The organism is Micromonospora sp. NPDC093243, from assembly GCF_044753725.1.
GTDB lineage: Bacteria > Actinomycetota > Actinomycetes > Mycobacteriales > Micromonosporaceae > Micromonospora.
The window spans coordinates 619926-635458 of sequence record NZ_JBIVNT010000005.1 but is presented as its reverse complement, the minus strand read 5'-3'; the positions used below and the strand labels follow the sequence as shown (position 1 = coordinate 635458).

The window sequence follows — 15533 nt, the reverse complement described above, 5'->3', positions numbered from 1 at the left end:
CCGGCTCGCGCCAAGGGCTGCTGCCCTGACACGACCCGGACGCGGTTGAGCTGAAGGACGGGCGATGACGGCTGGTTGTCGTCAGTCCGTTGGGCGGGCCTTCCGCGCCGCCTCGCGGTCGAGGGCGGCGACCTCTCGTACGGCCTCGGCGATGGCCGGGAAGCCCTTGCGCAGGATCGCACCGTGGTTGCTGGCGAGCTTCGCGCTGATCTTGATGTTGGGGTTGCGGACGATCACGGTGTCGAGGCTGGCGCGGATCCGTTCCTGCTCATCACCGCGGCTTCCGAACGACGTCCCCGAGGCGACCACGTACCGCACCGGGACGGTGATGTTGTCCAGCACGGGGCCCAGCTCGCGCTCGCGGGAGATCACGCCGATCTCGATGTTGCTGTTCGCCTGCTGTTCCGCGGTCATCCGCGGGGTCAGGCCCGTCGGGCGCAGCAGCGGCAGGAACCAGCCCATCCGCCGGAACAGCTTCCGGATCCGCTGCTCCATCGCCTCGTCGAGCCAGTCGTGCGGGAACGCGCCGTCGACCAGGACCGCGCCCACGGTACGGTCCGGATTCCGGCTGGCCCAGTGCGACGCGACGAATGCTCCGTAGGACCAGCCCACCAGCAGCGCCCGGTCCACGCCCCGAGCCGCGAGAACGGCATCGACATCCCGGACGGCGGCCTCGAAGGAGTAGTCCGCCGAGCGCTTCGACTTGCCGCGAGCCCGCTCGTCGTAGGTGATGTGCCGCCACCCCGTCCCCAGGTCGGCGATGACCCGCCGCCAGTACCCCTGGGTGGCGAACTGGCCGTTGAGGTAGACCACGGGAATCCCGGGACCGCCGGTGTCGGTTACGGCCAGGGCCGTGTCGTCGACCGGCATCATGCCGGTCCACTTCGAACTGGTCGAGGAAGTGCTGTTCATCGTCATGTTCTCCACCCGGTCGGGTTAGGCGTCTGGTACGACTTCTCCAGGCCCCGCCGCTGCTTCCTCAGAGGCTGCGGGCGCTGATGTCGCCGTGGGAGGTGGTGGCGCGGATGTCGAGGTCAGCGGCGCCATCGTTCTTGAGGGCGTTGCTGACGCGGCCGTAGCCGGTGCCAGCGTCCAGGGCGGCCGAGACACCGGCGGCGGCGCTGATCGAGATGTCGCCGGACTGGGTGCTGAGCACGACCGCGCCGCGCACGGCCTCGGTGATCCGGATGTCGCCCCTCGTGGTGCTGATCTCCGCCGGGCCGTTGAGCCGGCCGACCTCGACGTCGCCGTCGATCGCCGCGAGGCGGACGCTCGCCGCTTCGTCGATCTTGATCTGCCGGTACGCCCCTTCGAACGCGACGTCGCCGAGGCGGCCGACGCCGCGCAGCTCGCAGGCGCCGGTCGTGGCCTCGACGTGGGAGCCGGCGGGCAGCTGGACGGTGACCTCCAGGGATCCGGAGGGACCGATGAGCTGGTTCTGAGGGGCGCGGATCCGCAGCACGCCGTCGGCGTAGGCAACGGTGGTCTGCTCGGCGGTCTTGACGTCGCGGCTCTTGGAGCGGTCGGCGGGCAGGACCTCCACGGTGGTGTCGGCCCGGTCGGCGGCGATGAACTGGATGCGTCCGGCGGGGATGGCCAGGACGGCGGAGATCGGGGCGGGGGTGTCGAACTTCTGCATCGTGCTCTCCCGTGCTCACTTGTTGTTTCCGATACAGGAAAGGCTACGTTGCTTTCCAGTTTACGGCAACACCATCGTTGCGCTGATTCATCATCTTCGCAGGTAGAGGCACAGAAACTGTTGCAACCGCTATAAGAACAACGCAACGCAGACCCGCTGGGCGTTGCAATGAATGAGAGGTGAACGCTATAGTCAGAGGGGTCAGGGACCACCAGAGGGATCACCGAGGAGATCGCGATGCCGGGAGGCAGGCTCACCCAGCAGGAACGCCAGCAGATCGCGCTGGGGTTGGCCGACAGCCTCCCCTACGCCGAGATCGCCCGACGCCTCGACCGTCCGACCTCGACGATCACGCGTGAGGTGATGCGCAACGGTGGCCCCACCGCCTACCGCGCCGACCTGGCCCACCGCGCCACCGAACGTCGCGCCCACCGGCGCCGGCCCACCTCGTCCCGAGGACCGGAGTCACTCCCCCAGCCGCACGGACGCGACGCCGAGGCCGTGGCCGAGTACGAGGAGACGTTCACGACCGTCCTCATGGCTTCAGGCCTGACCAAAATGACAGCCCGGGTGCTGACCTGCCTGTTCACCACCGATGCGGGGAGTCTCACCGCGTCCCAACTCGCCCAGCGCCTCCAGGTCAGCCCGGCGTCCATCTCCAAGGCGATCGCCTTCCTGGAGGGCCAGAGCCTCGTCCGCCGAGAACGCGACGAACGCCGCCGCGACCGCTACGTCGTCGACGACGAGCTCTTCTACCAGGCGACGATCGCCAGCGCCCGAGCCAACGACCAGCTCGTCGAAACCGCACGCCAAGGCGTCGCCGTCCTCGGCCCGCACACCCCCGCCGCGACCCGCCTGGAGAACGTCGCTCGCTTCCTCGACTTCATCAGCGAGAGCATCACCCGCGCCGCCGAACAGGCCCGCGAAGTCCTGCACACCAGACCGGCAGCAGCGTCAAACGACACCACCCGACCTAGCGCAGACCACGGATAGGCAATCCCGCAACGGCGCCCGCCCGAAGAGGCACCCGCTGGATCTGGGAATGCGCTGCTCGCCACAAGCGGATCACCGTTGCGGGAGCCGGCACCGGCCGCGCCGCCGCGCAGCTCGGCATGGCACAGCCGCCGGCGCCCGTCGGCGCCGATCGTGGCGACGAGCTGGTCGAGGTCGGCCAGGTCCGTCACATCGCCCCGCACCCCGGTGGCGCGGGCCGCGCCGATCCGCGCCACCGCCTCGTCGAGTTCCGGCTTGCGCCGCCCAGTGAGATAGACGTACGCGCCCTCCTCGGCGAAACGTAGCGCGCTGGCGAACCCGATGCCCTCGCTGGCGCCCGTCACCACCGCGACCTTGCCGTCGAGCTGACCCATTTTCAATCTCCCATGATTCGCTGCTGTGAAGGGCCGGTCCGTTGACCGCCCGCCGTGCCGCCGCCGGCGTTCCCGCGACCGAGCGGCGCATCACTCGGCGAGCAGGCCAGAAAGGCAGTTGGAGCGTGGCCGCACCCTGACGCCGCCGCCTGGGCGACGCGTGAGTAGCCCTGACTCTTCACTCGGATGTCACCGATCGATCCCATGAGTGACGCGTCGGTGTCCCACCGCAGGAGTTGGCTGTCACACCGTCACACTTGTCTTGACCAGGAGCTGATCCACGTGCCTTCCTCTCGTCGTACCTTCCTCGCCGGCGGTGCCGCCGCCGGCGTGGGGCTCGCCGTCGCCGGCGGCTTCCCGTCCCTGGCCCAGGCCCACCCGAGTCGGCCCAACCCGCCGGCCGGGGCCGGCCACGTGCCCTTCCCGCCGCTCGTGGACGACCCCAAGGGCGTCCTGGCCCTGCCCGAGGGCTTCAGCTACACGGTGGTCACCCGGGCCGGCGTCACCCGTCTCGACCGCGGCCAGGGCGTGACCCCGGCCGACCACGACGGCATGGCCGTCTACGACGGCGGCCACGGCCGTTACACCCTCATCCAGAACCACGAGATCGACCCGGGTGCCGAGTTCGGCGTACCGCACGTCAAGGGCACCGTCTACGACCCGGGCGCGGTCGACGCCGGCGGCTGCACCGTGATCCGGACCGACCGCGCCGGTCGCAACCTCGGTGAGTTCGTCGCCCTCTCCGGCACCGTCGGCAACTGCGCGGGCGGGCCCACCCCGTGGGGGACGTGGCTGACCTGCGAGGAGACCGAGGACCGGGCCGGGGACGACTGGGCGGAGGACGGCCGGTCCGGCGTCTTCCAGAAGGATCACGGCTACGTCTTCGAGGTCTGGGCCGACGGCAGCGCGGACCCGAGGCCGATCAAGTGCCTGGGCCGCTACGCCCACGAGGCCCTGGCGATCGACAAGGACCGCACCAAGATCTACCTCTCCGAGGACGCCGACGGGCCCAACGGCCTCTTCTACCGCTGGACCGCGCCCCGCGGCGTCAAGCTCGGTCCCGGTGTGCTCACCCGCCTCGCCCCGAACGCCGGCGTCCTCGCCGCGATGCAGATCATCATGGACGACGGCTCGGTGCTGCCGGACGTCGCCTACCTGACCTCCGCTCAGTTGGGCCGCCCCTTCCCCGTGCGGTGGATCGAGGTGCCTGAGCGCGACGCGCGGACCACGACGGTGCGCGAGCAGTTCGCCGATGGCCAGGTCACCCGCGGACGCAAGTTCGAGGGCGTGTGGGGCACCGACGAGGGCGTCTACGTGGTCAACTCCTACGCGTGGGACGACGGTGACCTCCCGGCGGACGCCGCTCCGCACGACGGCATGGTCTGGTTCTACGACTACCGGGCCCAGACCATCCAGCTGGTGACGTACTTCCCGCACCAGACCGCGTCGGAGGAGGGCACGCCGGTCAAGTACAACGACCTCACCTTCGACGGCCCGGACAACGTGACGGTCACCCCGTGGGGAAGCCTCGTGCTCGCCGAGGACGGCTCGGGCGCCTCCCACGTGCTCAGCGCGTTCCCGGGCGGCCCCACCTACGCGATCGCCCGCAACCAGCTCAACGACTCGGAGTTCTGCGGGCCGACCTTCAGCGCCGACGGCAAGGTGCTCTTCGTCAACATGCAGGACCCCGGCCTCACCCTGGCCATCACCGGCCCGTGGGAGAAGTACCTGGGCTGACAGCCGAACCGACCGGTGGGGGCAGGCGAACCGCCTGCCCCCACCGGATCCTCATTGGTCGGCGAGCAGCGCGGCGGTCGGCAGGCGCCGGATCAGGATCGCCGGTGCCAGTGCGGCGAGCACGGTCAGCAGCAGCGCCGCCGCGGTCACGGCCAGCGCCAGCACCGCCAGTCGGCCGTCCACCCCGCCGACCAGCAGGGCGGCCGAGCCGAGGCCGGCGGTGACCCCGAGAACGCAACCGAGCACCCCGACGCCGAGCGCCTCGTAGACCAGCAGCCGGTTGAGCGCTGAATCCGGCCAGCCGACGGCCCGGAGCGTGGCGAACTCGGCCGACCGCTCCCGCGCGTTGAGGTAGAGCACGTCGGCCACGCCGAGCACCCCGAACAGCAGCACCCCGCCGACCGCCACCAAATCCACCCCGCGCACCTGCACCGAGACCGCCTGACCGAGCAGCGAGCCGACCATGCCGTCGTCGAACGCCCAGAGCGCGGCGGCGATGAGTGTCACCGCGCCGACGCCGGCCGCGAGGCTCACCGCCCCGGCGAGGGTGCGCGCCGGTGCCCGTACCAGATTGGCCACCGCGAGCCCGGCGAAGCTCCGTGCCGGGGCCCGGCGGGCCGGCGCCGCGCTCGCCTGGAGCGCCTCCGCGGAGCGGGTACGGGCGGCCCGCAGCGCGGGCAGGGCGCTGGCCGCCGCGGTCAGCAACACCGCGATCGGTACGCACAGCAGGGTGACCATGCCGGCGACCTGCACGTCGGCCAGCCGAGCGAGCGGCCCCGACAGCCCGGCGCCGAGCAGTCCTGCGGTCAGCCCCAGTGCGGTGGTCTCGGCGAGGATCAGCAGGCTCAGTCGCCAGCCGGGCCAGCCGACGCAGGCCAGTATGGCCAGCTCGCGGCGGCGGGCGCGGACCGCGGTGGACACCGCGTTTCCGACCAGCAGCGCGCAGACCACCAGCAACAGCCCGAGCAGCATGACGTTCTTGCGATCGACGGCGGTGACGATCTCGGCCGCCACGCCCTTGCGGGTGCGCGCCTCCGACAGGTTCAGGTCGGGGCGCCCGAGCGTGCCCGCGGGCAGCAGCACCGGGCTGTGCGCCGTTGAGCCGCCCAGCACGATCTCGACGGTCAGGCCGGTCTGCCGGACGATCTCGTCGGCCACCATCCGGACCCGCTCCCGGGCCACCTCGTCGAACCGGTCGATCCCGGCGACTCGGACCCGGACCGAGCTCAGCGGCGCGGCGGTCATCGCCGACCCGATGCTCGCGTACAACTCACCGGCCGCGGTCAGACTGGTCACCAGGCCGGGCGGACGGTGCGGATAACCGAGCGGGTCGTCCCCGGGCAGCAGTGGGCGCTCGCCGAGCAGGCCCCGGGAGCGCGCGTCGGCGCCCGCCGGTGGGGCCGGGCGGTAGAGGTCGAGGGCCTCCTGCGCGGCGCCGGCGGTGGAGTCGAGCGCGTCCGGTGCGAAGCTGCCCACCGCGGTGACCGACCACTCCGGCTGCCCGAGCAGACTCACCGGATCCGCCGCCCCGACGCCGCCCGCGCCGAGCCACGAGTCCCGCCACACGTCCTCGATCGCCGGGTCGGGCTGGCCGGACCCGGCGGATCGGGGCAGCACCCGGGTGACCCCGTCGAGCTGCGGCTGATAGGCCGGCGGACCGGGCCGGAGCAGGGCTCGCATGCCGGACAGCGGCGTGTGCGCGGCCAGGGCGGCGTCGAGCTGGTCGCGGTAGAGCTGCCCCAGGTCGTACCGGAGCGCGCGCGGCGGTGTCTTCGCAGAGTCACGCAGCAGTGGCCAGAGCGCCTCCGTCGCGGCGCCGGGCACCCGGCCGCCGGTCCGGCCGGTCAGCCGGGACACGGCGAGGTCGATCCGCTCGTCCACGGCGAGGTCGCCGGCGGCGAGTACCGGTAGGGTCCGGCCGGCCGGACCGGTCGGCGGCAACGGGGAGAGCGAGGTGCTCCGGGCCGCCGGGGCGACATGGTCGGTGCCGGTCAGGTAGCGACCCTGACGAACTGCCCGGTCGAGGCCGACCAGGCGCGCCTCGGCCTCCGGATCGATCCCGGCGACGAGCACCGGTAGCACCGCCGGCAGTTGGACCTGCAACCGCGCGGTGGCGCGGACCACGGACGCCGGGCGGCCGGAGGTGAACACGGAGGCCATCCGGAACCTGCCATCCGGGAGCAACTGGTACGCCTGCACCTCGCTGACCTGGGTCCGCCGGTCGTCCGGGTCGAAGCTGCCCATCGCGGAACTGCACACCTGCCGGCGACGGCCGTCGGGCTGCACCTCCACAGTGCCGCCCCCACCCGTGCCGGGGCACTCGGCGGCGGAGGAGGACTGCCTGACCCGGGTGCCGTCGGTGTAGACGAACCAGGGACCGCTGATGCTGGACAGCGGCACCAGGGGCCGGCGGGACACGTAGACGTAGGTCGGCGCGGCGGTCAGGCTGCTCAGCCCGCGGTCCCCGCTGATCCGGGGTGCGACCTCGATGACCTGGCGCTCGGCGGACCGGTCGAGCTGGTCGGTCAGGTCCACCAGCAGGTCTGGTCGGATGTCGGCGAGCCCGAGCACCGCCAGCGGGGCGGCCACCTCGACCCCGGGGATCCGCTCGATCCGCCGCCACTGATCCAGCCCGATGCCACCGTAGGCCGCGGCGGGTCGAGCCTGGTCGAGCAGGCCGGTGACCGGCGCCGAGGGGTGGACCAGGATGTCGTACGACGGCCGGAACTGCCCGTCCACGGAGCCCTGGGCGACCAGCCGGGAGGTGCTGGCGGCACCGGTGAGCACGGTGAACCCGGTGGTCGCGACCAGCACGGCGGCGAGCACCGCCACGCTCCGGCCGGGCGTGTTCCGCAGCTGCGACCAGACCATCCGCAACATGGCTGGCGCTTCTACCCTCGGACGATACGGGCCGGCCGCTTGACCAGGCCGGCCATCCGGATTTCTGCGCCGTGCCCGACCGGGTCGTCGCCGCCGGCGCTCATTGGACAGTGGCCAACGGCAGACCGTGCAGGATCCGTGAAAACAAGAAGCGGATGTCTCATCGCCCAGCCCCCGTATTGCTCGGCACGAAATACGAAGCTACATGACCGACCGTCAATTTCTGAACAGAGAAGCTCGCCGCCGCACGCACACCCTCGGGCTCCTCCCCCACCCGGTCGGCGATCCTCCGGTTGGTGGGCGCCATCCCGGTGCCGGTTGTATGTCGGCGAGCAGGCCGCATCTCATAGCCCCAGGGATTAGGGTGAAAAACCGGCGCGGCCACTGTCGTCGAGGTACGACGAGGGCGTCCCGATCAGGGCCGCCAGCCTTCATGTTTTCAGCCGAAGGACGGACCGATGACCGAGCGAACATCACCGACTGGCAACGCGCGCGGCGTCCAGCACCGTTGAGATGGACTGGGCCGGATGGGCACTGTTCGGGTTGGTCGCCACCGCGGCGCTGACCGCGGCGCTGATCACTGCTCAACTGGCCGGCCTCACTCGCCTCGACTTTCCCCTGGTGCTCGGGACCCTCGTCACCGAGGATCCCGATCGGGCCCGGGTCGTCGGGTTCCTCATCCACCTCTGCGCCGGTCAGGGTTTCGCCCTCGGCTACGCGGCCACGTTTGCCCTGCTGAACCGCGCCACCTGGTGGACCGGGGCGCTGCTCGGGACCGTCCACGTCGGGATCGCGCTGACGGTGCTTCTGCCGCTGCTACCGGGTGTCCACCCGCGCATGGCCTCCCAGCGGGCGGGCCCGGCCAGCACCGCCGTGCTGGAGCCGCCCGGCCTGTTCGCCGTCAACTACGGCATCCAGACACCCGCAGTCGTGGCTGTCGTCCACGTCATCTACGGGGTGGTCCTCGGAATGCTCCTGCAAGCCCGGTGATCCGCGTCCCACGACTCGTCAGGAAGCGATCTCCATGACCGGTGGGTCCGACACGACGTGTCCCCGACCTCCAGCGCCGATCAGCGACTACGGGCTGCTCGGTGACACCCGCACCGCTGCCCTCGTGGCCGGTGACGGCGGAATCGACTGGCTCTGCGTGCCCCGCTTCGACGGGGAGCCCCTGTTCGGCCGGCTGGTCGGGGGCCCTGACGCGGGCACGTTCCGGGTCGGCCCGGCCCGACCGGCTCCGGTCGTCGAACGGCGCTACCGGCAGTACACCGCCACTCTGGAGACGACCTGGGCGGTGGGCAGCGGCCGGCTCACCCTCACCGAGGCCATGGTGGCCGAGGTCAGCGGCCGCCTGCTGCCCACGACCCTGATCGTGCGGCGGCTGTCGACCGAGGACGCGGAGGTCGACGCCGTCGTCGAGTTCGATCCCCGCCTCGGCGTACGGCACCGCCGGCCCCGAGTCCACCACCGGCGCCCGGCCCTGGTGTGTCAGTGGGGGTCGCTCGCGGTCTCTCTGAGCAGCGCCCCCGATCTCGCCGTCGAGCCAGGTCGGCCCGCTCCGGTCAGGGTCAGCCCGGGCCGGCCGGTCACTCTCGTGCTAGCCGTGGCCTACCGCGAACCGCTGATCCACGTCGATCCGGCCTGGGCCTGGGACCTGCTCAACGAGGACGAGGAGCGTTGGCGGGCCTGGACCGCCGAGATCGACGGGTCACTGCCGTTCCGGGAGCAGGTCGTACGGAGCCTGCTGACCCTGCGGCTGCTGACCTACTCGCCGTCGCGAGCCCCGGTGGCCGCACCCACCACGTCTCTGCCCGAAGATCCCGGCGGGGTACGGAACTGGGACTACCGCTATGTCTGGCCTCGCGACGCCAGCATCGGTGTCAGCGCGTTCCTCAGTGTCGGCAAACCCGACGAGGCACGCGGCTTCCTCGCCTGGCTGCTGCACGCCAGCCGGTTGCAGCGGCCACGCCTGCCTGCACTGCTCACCCTGCACGGCCGCCACGTACCAGCGGAACGGGAACTGTCCGGCTGGCCCGGCTATCTCGGCAGCGTCCCGGTGCGGATCGGCAACGCCGCCGCCGGGCAGCACCAACTCGACGGTTACGGCTGGGTGATCGACGCCGCCTGGGCGTTCGTGCAGGCTGGGCAGGGCCTCTACAGCGAGACATGGCGGGCGGTGCGCGGCTTCGCCGACGTGGTCGCCCGTTGCTGGCAGGAGCCCGACGCCGGCATCTGGGAGGTCCGCCAACCTGCCCAACACGTACATTCGAAGCTCATGGGCTGGCTCGCTCTGGACCGGGCCCTGCGCATTGCCGACACTCACCGCCTGCCAGAGCGCCAACGTCGACGCTGGCGGGAAGCACGAGACGCCATCGCCGCCGAGGTCCGGGCATCCGGCTTCGACCCGACGGCGGCGACCTACGTCCGCAGCTTCGGCTCGGCGGAGTTGGACGCGGCCTTGCTCGTCCTGCCACTGCTGGACCTGGAGAGCGTCAAGTCGCCCCGGGTCCGTGGCACCGTCGACGCCGTCCGGGACAGGCTTTCCGCCGGCCCGTCCCTGCTCTACCGCTATCCGCCGGGACGTGACGGCCTCCCAGGGGCCGAGGGCGCGTTTCTGCCCTGTTCGTTCTGGCTGGTTCAAGCCCTCGCCCGCACCGGGCGCCGCGTCGAGGCGATCGAGATGTTCCAGAGCATGCTCGGCTACGCCAGCCCACTCGGCCTCTATGCCGAAGAGCTGGACCCCGTGACCGGCGCCCAGGTCGGCAACTACCCCCAGACGCTGACCCACGCCGCGCTCGTCCAAGCCGCACTCGCCATTCGGGACGCCCCCGCCGATCGGTGACGCCGCGGCACCATCACCTTCCCGCCCACCGCTTCGAACACCTCCGCCGCCTTCGTCGAGTCACGCGGGTCGATTGCAGACGATCAGTAGCATCGATGTCTCAACTGTCGGATCGCCGGCCGGAACGCCGGTCCCGACACGACGGAGAGGACGCCGATGCGGAATTCTGACGAGGGCGTAGCCACCCCGGGACCCGGCGCCGCGGCCCTGTCCCGGCGGCGCGTGCTGCACGCCGGGGCGGCAGCGGCGGCTGGTGGCGCTCTGCTGGTCGGCACCGCCGGCACGGCGCAGGCGGCGCCGCGCGGCGGGCGTACTCCGGTCCGGGCCCGCGCCCTGGTCCCCGGTGACCGGGTCCGGGTGGTGTCGCCGGGCGGCACCCCGAGCCCCGCCCTGATGGACCGCGGCATCGAGATCCTGCGGGGCTGGGGGCTGGAGGTGGAGTTGGGCCAGCACGTCTTCACCCGGTACGGCTACCTGGCCGGGACCGACGCCCAGCGGCTGGCCGACGTGAACGCCGCGTTCGCCGATCCGGGTGTGCGGGCCGTCTTCGCCGCCCGCGGCGGGTACGGCACCCAGCGAATCGTGGACCAGATGAACGTGTCCGCCCTGCGTCGTGACCCGAAAGTGGTGGTCGGATTCAGTGACATCACCAGCATCCACGGTCGACTGTGGCGCGAGATCGGCCTGGTCAGCTTCTACGGCCCGATGGTCAACTGGACGGACAGCCGGACCGGACCGGAATCGGCCGAGGCGCTGCGCCGGTCGGTCATGACCACCGCGCCGATCACCATCAACCGGGATCCGACCGAGACCGCCGCCTCGGTCATGGTCCCGGGTCGGGCGACCGGCCGGCTGCTCGGCGGGTGTCTGACCCTGATCTCGACCTCACTGGGCGCCAAGGACGTTCCGGACTTCGACGACGCCATCCTGTTCTTCGAGGACGTGGACGAGGCGCCGTACAGCTACGACCGGATGCTGACCGAGCTGCGCCGGGTGGGCGTGCTCGGCCGGGTTGCCGGGGTGGTGATCGGCCAGATCACCAACAGCGTCGGCCAGCCCGGCGAGTGGGACGCGGCGGCCGTACTCAGGGACCGCCTCTACGACCTCGGCGTCCCGGTGCTCGGCGGGCTCCGCCTCGGGCACGGCAACGGCCAGCTCACCGTCCCGCTCGGCGCCCGGGCCACGATCGACGCCGAGGCAGGGACGTTGACCGTGGAGGCCGGCGTCCGGTAGCCAGCACCCGGAACGTGACGCGGCAGGCCGGCGGGAGGGCAACGCGCGACACGTACGCATGGGGACGCCTCGGTCTCGCGGGTGTTGGACCCTGGTGCCGTGGACGACGTGGCAGAACTGCTGGACCGGATCTGGCGGACGGACGCGGCCGGCATGCTCGGCGCGCTCAGCCGGCGGCTCGGCGACTTCGACCGGGCCGAGGAGGCGCTGTCGGACGCGTTGGCCGAGGCGCTCAAGCGCTGGCCCGACGACGGTCTGCCGGAGAGCCCCACCGGTTGGCTGGTCACCACGGGCTGGCGCAAGGCGCTGGACCGGCTGCGTCGTGACGCCGTCGGCCGCGGGAAGATGGCACAGTTGGCCGCGGAAGCGCCGCCGGAGCCGAGCGTGGACGATCGGCTGGCCATGGTCTTCGGGTGCTGCCACCCGGACCTCGCCGAGCCGGCCCGGGTCGCGCTGACGCTGTACGCCGCCAGCGGCCTGAGCACCGCCGAGATCGCCGCCGCGTTCCTGGTGCCGCTGCCGACGATGGCGCAGCGGCTTTCCCGGGCCAAGCGCCAGCTGCGGGAGCGCGGCGTCCGGTTCGAGGTGCCGCAGCCGCACGAGTACGCCGACCGGCTACCGGCCGTACTCGCGGTGATCTACCTGGTCTTCAACGAGGGGTATCTGTCCAGTGGCCGGTCCGCCCAGCGGCGCGAGCTGGCCCGCGAGGGGGTCGAGCTGGCGTGCCAACTCGCCGAGCTGCTGCCCCGTGAGCCGGAGGCCGCCGGCCTGGCCGCGTTGCTGGAGCTGCACCACGCCCGCGCCGACGCGCGGTTCGACTCGTGGGGCCGCATGGTGCTGCTCGACCAGCAGGACCGGCGGCTGTGGAACAACGCGGCGATCGAACGGGCCGCGCTGCGGCTGCGGGCGGCGGTGCGCCAGGGCCGGACGGGGCCGTACCAGGTGCAGGCCGGCATCGCCGCCCTTCACGCCCTGGCCCCCTCGTACGAGGCCACCAACTGGGCCGACGTGCGGGCGCTGTACGACCGGCTGCACGCTTTGGACCCGTCGCCGATCGTGCTGCTCAACCGGGCGGTGGCCACGCGGTTCGCGGTGGGCCCGGCCTCGGCGCTCGATGAGGTCGACGCGCTCGGGGACCGGCTTGCCGGTTACCACCTGTGGCACGCCGCCCGGGCCGACCTGCTGGGCACGCTCGACCGTCCGGACGAGGCGCTGACGGCGGCGGAGCGGGCTCTGGAGCTGGCGACGAACCCGGCCGAACGGGAGCTGATGTCGCGTCGGGTGGGTGAGCTGAGGCGCCGGCTGTGAGACCGGCGCCCAGCGTCACCGCTATTCGCGGCTCATCACCGGACGGACCTCCAGCGCGCTCATCCCGGCGGCGAGCGGCCAGGTGGCCGCGATCCGAGCGGCCTCGTCAAGGTCGTCGCACTCCAACATGACGATCCCGCCGATGACCTCCTTGAGTTCCAGGTACGGCCCGTCGGTGATCACCGGCTGGCCGTTCCCGCCGGCGCGCACTGTCTTTGCCGCATCCCTGGGCTGCAACTCTGCGCCGCCGTCGGCGATCTTGCCGGTCGGCTGCCACCGCTCGAACCACTCGTAGACCTGCTTCATCACGTCCTGCTCGTCGGCCGGGGACAGCGTCGTCCACTCGCGGTCGTCGCCGAAGATCAGCATCGCGTACTTCATCGTTGCTCCTCGTGGTTGGAAGCGCTGCGTCGTCCGTGTGACGAACGACCGGCATCCGGCCTCGACAGGTTCAGCCGAATTCATCGCCGAAGTTCCGGCAGTCAACGACTCCACGGTGATCGGGCCGAGCTGTCAGCACAACAAAGAGCCGTGGGCACGCCATCTGAGCGCGATCCCTGGCAACCCGTCAACCGAGCGTCAGCCGGTAGCGGCCGTGGGGCGAAAGGGCGGATGCCATGAGCTACGTGACCGCGCGAAGGATGCGGCCGGGTTGGTGGCGCAGCCGTTGCATGGCCCGCGCCGTCGCGTCGTCGGCGGGCAGGAGAACGACCAACTCCTGCGCGTCGGTTCTCGGCAACTCGAGCTTCTCTCGCTGCCACCGAAGTTCGTGCGCGACGGGGTGGTTGAGCCGAAGCGGGACGTGCGGTGGGGGCAGGTGGCGGTTGAGGCGTCGGGTGAACTGCTTTCCGGCCAGGGGGGCGAGCTCGGCCCTGAACCATTCGGAGGTCTCCGCAGACGGCCCGAGCCACAGGTCGAAGGCTCGTTCGTCGGCCACCTGGTCCCAGTCGGGGAAGAACGTCCGGGCGCGCGGATCGGTGAACACGTAGCGCGTCAGGTTAGGCGTCCCGCTCTCGAGCAGCCCGATCCCCCGCACCAGCACCTCGAACGCACTCGTGTACGCGAGCACGTCACCGAGGCGGTTGGTGACGAATGCCACACCGGGCTCAAGAAGTTGGAGGGTCTGCAACACGGCGGGCCGGACATGGCGGTTGGGTGGCACCGGCTGCCCGCGCCCTGCACACGCTCCGCCGGTGATTTTGGCGAGGTGGCGCAGGTGATCGCGTTCGGCGGCGTCGAGGCCCAAGGCGTTCGCGAGCGAACTGAGCACGGCAGAGGACGGGTTGCGGTCTCGTCCTTGCTCGATACGGGTGAGGTATTCGACGCTGATTCCAGCACGCGTGGCGAGGTCTGAGCGTCGTAGCCCCGGGGACCGGCGGCGACCATGATCCGGCAGCCCGAACGACTCCGGCTGGATGTTGTCGCGTTTGGCGCGGATGAAGTCGCCCAGGGGCGTGCCCATGTTGTGAGTCTAGGTCGGTCTCCCGCCGCGAACCCGCAGGGTGGCCCCCCGGGGGCCAGCCTAAGCCCGGTCTGGTTGCCATCGTCCCGGCAAAGGACCGTGAAGGCATGAGTGAGAAGCACAAGTTGGTGATCATTGTCGGGAGCGTTCGAGAGGGCCGGTTCGGGCCGGTCGTAGCCACCTGGGTGGCCGAGCAAGCGCGCGAGCACGGCGGGTTCGACATCGCTGTCGTCGATCTCGCCGACGTCGAGGTCCCGCTGTCGTTGCCGGCAGCCTCGCCCAGGTTCGCCGGCGAGTCCTACCCGCGCCCCGCCGGGATGGCGTCCCTGACGTCTCACCTCCAGGACGCGGACGCGTTCATCGTGGTCACGTCGGAGTACAACCACAGCTACCCTGCGTCACTGAAGGCGGCCATCGACTGGCATTTCACCCAGTGGAGAGCCAAGCCCGTCGCCTTCGTCAGCTACGGCGGGGCCGCTGGCGGCCGCCACGCCGTCCTCCACCTGGAGAACGTGCTCACCGAACTGCACGCCGTGACCATCCGCGATGGTCTGGCCTTCCCGAACTACTTCAGGGCGTGGGAAGACGGTCGGCCGCTGGACCCGGAAGCGTCCGGATTTGCCAAGACCCTGCTGGATCAGCTCGCTTGGTGGGCCGGCGCCCTGCATGCGGCACGGAACTCGGCCCCGTACCCGGCCTGAGAGGCCTGTGAGCGACTGTGGCGTCGGCCAGCCAGGAGGCTGGCCAACGCCCTTCTCAGCGGGTCGACGGAGCCCGCGCCGCGTGCGGCCTCGCGACCGTCCGCCCCACCTCGACGGCACCAGTCGATCGTCAGCGTCGCCGCAGCGGGAGGAACATCGCAAGCAACCAGACCGTGACCACCGCGATCGCCACCGCGACGCCGGCACCGAACCGGTCACGGCCCGCCGAGACGGCCAGGATGGCACCGATCACCAGGCCGACCGGGGCCGCGGAGAGCCACCGGCCGGTTCGCCGGGGACTGCCCCCGGATGGCCGTCGCATCGTCATGGCCACCTCCGCATCGCCGGTCGTCCATCTTCCCAT

The 15533-nt window shown here is 71.4% G+C and carries 13 protein-coding genes and 1 pseudogene; 7 read left to right on the top strand and 7 right to left on the bottom strand.

Features of this window, described 5'->3' with window-relative positions; genetic code table 11:
* Positions 1 to 81: 81 nt before the first annotated feature.
* Both ACIP9D_RS20420 and ACIP9D_RS20415 read right to left on the bottom strand, forming a co-directional pair.
* Positions 82 to 912 (bottom strand): alpha/beta hydrolase, encoded by an 831-nt coding sequence (locus ACIP9D_RS20420; protein WP_350875985.1) that lies wholly within the window; start codon positions 910 to 912, stop codon positions 82 to 84.
* 67 nt (positions 913 to 979) lie between these two features.
* The gene (locus ACIP9D_RS20415; RefSeq protein ID WP_350875987.1) at positions 980 to 1639 is read right to left on the bottom strand and encodes a DUF4097 family beta strand repeat-containing protein; all 660 of its coding nucleotides are present in this window, start codon (positions 1637 to 1639) and stop codon (positions 980 to 982) included.
* 237 nt (positions 1640 to 1876) lie between these two features.
* Here ACIP9D_RS20415 and ACIP9D_RS20410 point away from each other — a divergent pair, with 237 nt between their 5' ends.
* Positions 1877 to 2632, top strand: a complete 756-nt coding sequence (locus ACIP9D_RS20410; RefSeq protein WP_400450501.1) for a helix-turn-helix domain-containing protein — start codon at positions 1877 to 1879, stop codon at positions 2630 to 2632.
* Between the two features lie 200 nt (positions 2633 to 2832).
* Here ACIP9D_RS20410 and ACIP9D_RS20405 read toward each other — a convergent pair.
* Positions 2833 to 3006: pseudogene (locus tag ACIP9D_RS20405) on the bottom strand (SDR family NAD(P)-dependent oxidoreductase); the annotation flags it as partial.
* Between the two features lie 282 nt (positions 3007 to 3288).
* Between ACIP9D_RS20405 and ACIP9D_RS20400 the strand changes: the two are divergent.
* Entirely contained in the window at positions 3289 to 4743 is a 1455-nt protein-coding gene (locus ACIP9D_RS20400; RefSeq protein ID WP_350875991.1) for an alkaline phosphatase PhoX, read from the top strand.
* 51 nt (positions 4744 to 4794) lie between these two features.
* Here the strand turns inward: ACIP9D_RS20400 and ACIP9D_RS20395 are convergent, their stop codons facing one another.
* A complete protein-coding gene (locus ACIP9D_RS20395) occupies positions 4795 to 7623 on the bottom strand; it encodes an ABC transporter permease (protein ID WP_350875993.1) in 2829 nt (942 codons plus the stop codon).
* 513 nt (positions 7624 to 8136) lie between these two features.
* Here ACIP9D_RS20395 and ACIP9D_RS20390 point away from each other — a divergent pair.
* The 4 genes from ACIP9D_RS20390 to ACIP9D_RS20375 all read left to right on the top strand — a co-directional run bounded on the left by ACIP9D_RS20390 (position 8137) and on the right by ACIP9D_RS20375 (position 13006).
* Positions 8137 to 8613 (top strand): hypothetical protein, encoded by a 477-nt coding sequence (locus tag ACIP9D_RS20390; RefSeq protein ID WP_350875995.1) that lies wholly within the window; start codon positions 8137 to 8139, stop codon positions 8611 to 8613.
* 34 nt (positions 8614 to 8647) lie between these two features.
* The gene (locus tag ACIP9D_RS20385; protein ID WP_350875997.1) at positions 8648 to 10465 is read left to right on the top strand and encodes a glycoside hydrolase family 15 protein; all 1818 of its coding nucleotides are present in this window, start codon (positions 8648 to 8650) and stop codon (positions 10463 to 10465) included.
* Positions 10466 to 10621: 156 nt separating this feature from the next.
* The gene (locus tag ACIP9D_RS20380) at positions 10622 to 11698 is read left to right on the top strand and encodes an LD-carboxypeptidase (protein ID WP_350875999.1); all 1077 of its coding nucleotides are present in this window, start codon (positions 10622 to 10624) and stop codon (positions 11696 to 11698) included.
* Between the two features lie 99 nt (positions 11699 to 11797).
* On the top strand, positions 11798 to 13006 hold the full coding sequence (locus ACIP9D_RS20375; protein WP_350876001.1) for a DUF6596 domain-containing protein: 1209 nt from the start codon (positions 11798 to 11800) through the stop codon (positions 13004 to 13006).
* A 21-nt stretch (positions 13007 to 13027) separates the two neighbouring features.
* Here ACIP9D_RS20375 and ACIP9D_RS20370 read toward each other — a convergent pair whose 3' ends face one another.
* On the bottom strand, positions 13028 to 13387 hold the full coding sequence (locus ACIP9D_RS20370; RefSeq protein WP_350876003.1) for a YciI family protein: 360 nt from the start codon (positions 13385 to 13387) through the stop codon (positions 13028 to 13030).
* 241 nt (positions 13388 to 13628) lie between these two features.
* On the bottom strand, positions 13629 to 14468 hold the full coding sequence (locus ACIP9D_RS20365) for a helix-turn-helix transcriptional regulator (RefSeq protein ID WP_350876005.1): 840 nt from the start codon (positions 14466 to 14468) through the stop codon (positions 13629 to 13631).
* Between the two features lie 107 nt (positions 14469 to 14575).
* On the opposite strand from ACIP9D_RS20365, the gene ACIP9D_RS20360 reads away from it, so the two are divergent.
* Complete coding sequence (locus ACIP9D_RS20360; RefSeq protein ID WP_350876007.1) at positions 14576 to 15169, top strand: NAD(P)H-dependent oxidoreductase; 594 nt, start codon at positions 14576 to 14578, stop codon at positions 15167 to 15169.
* A gap of 130 nt (positions 15170 to 15299) precedes the next feature.
* Here the strand turns inward: ACIP9D_RS20360 and ACIP9D_RS20355 are convergent, their stop codons facing one another.
* Positions 15300 to 15497 (bottom strand): hypothetical protein, encoded by a 198-nt coding sequence (locus tag ACIP9D_RS20355; protein ID WP_350876009.1) that lies wholly within the window; start codon positions 15495 to 15497, stop codon positions 15300 to 15302.
* Positions 15498 to 15533 lie beyond the last annotated feature (36 nt).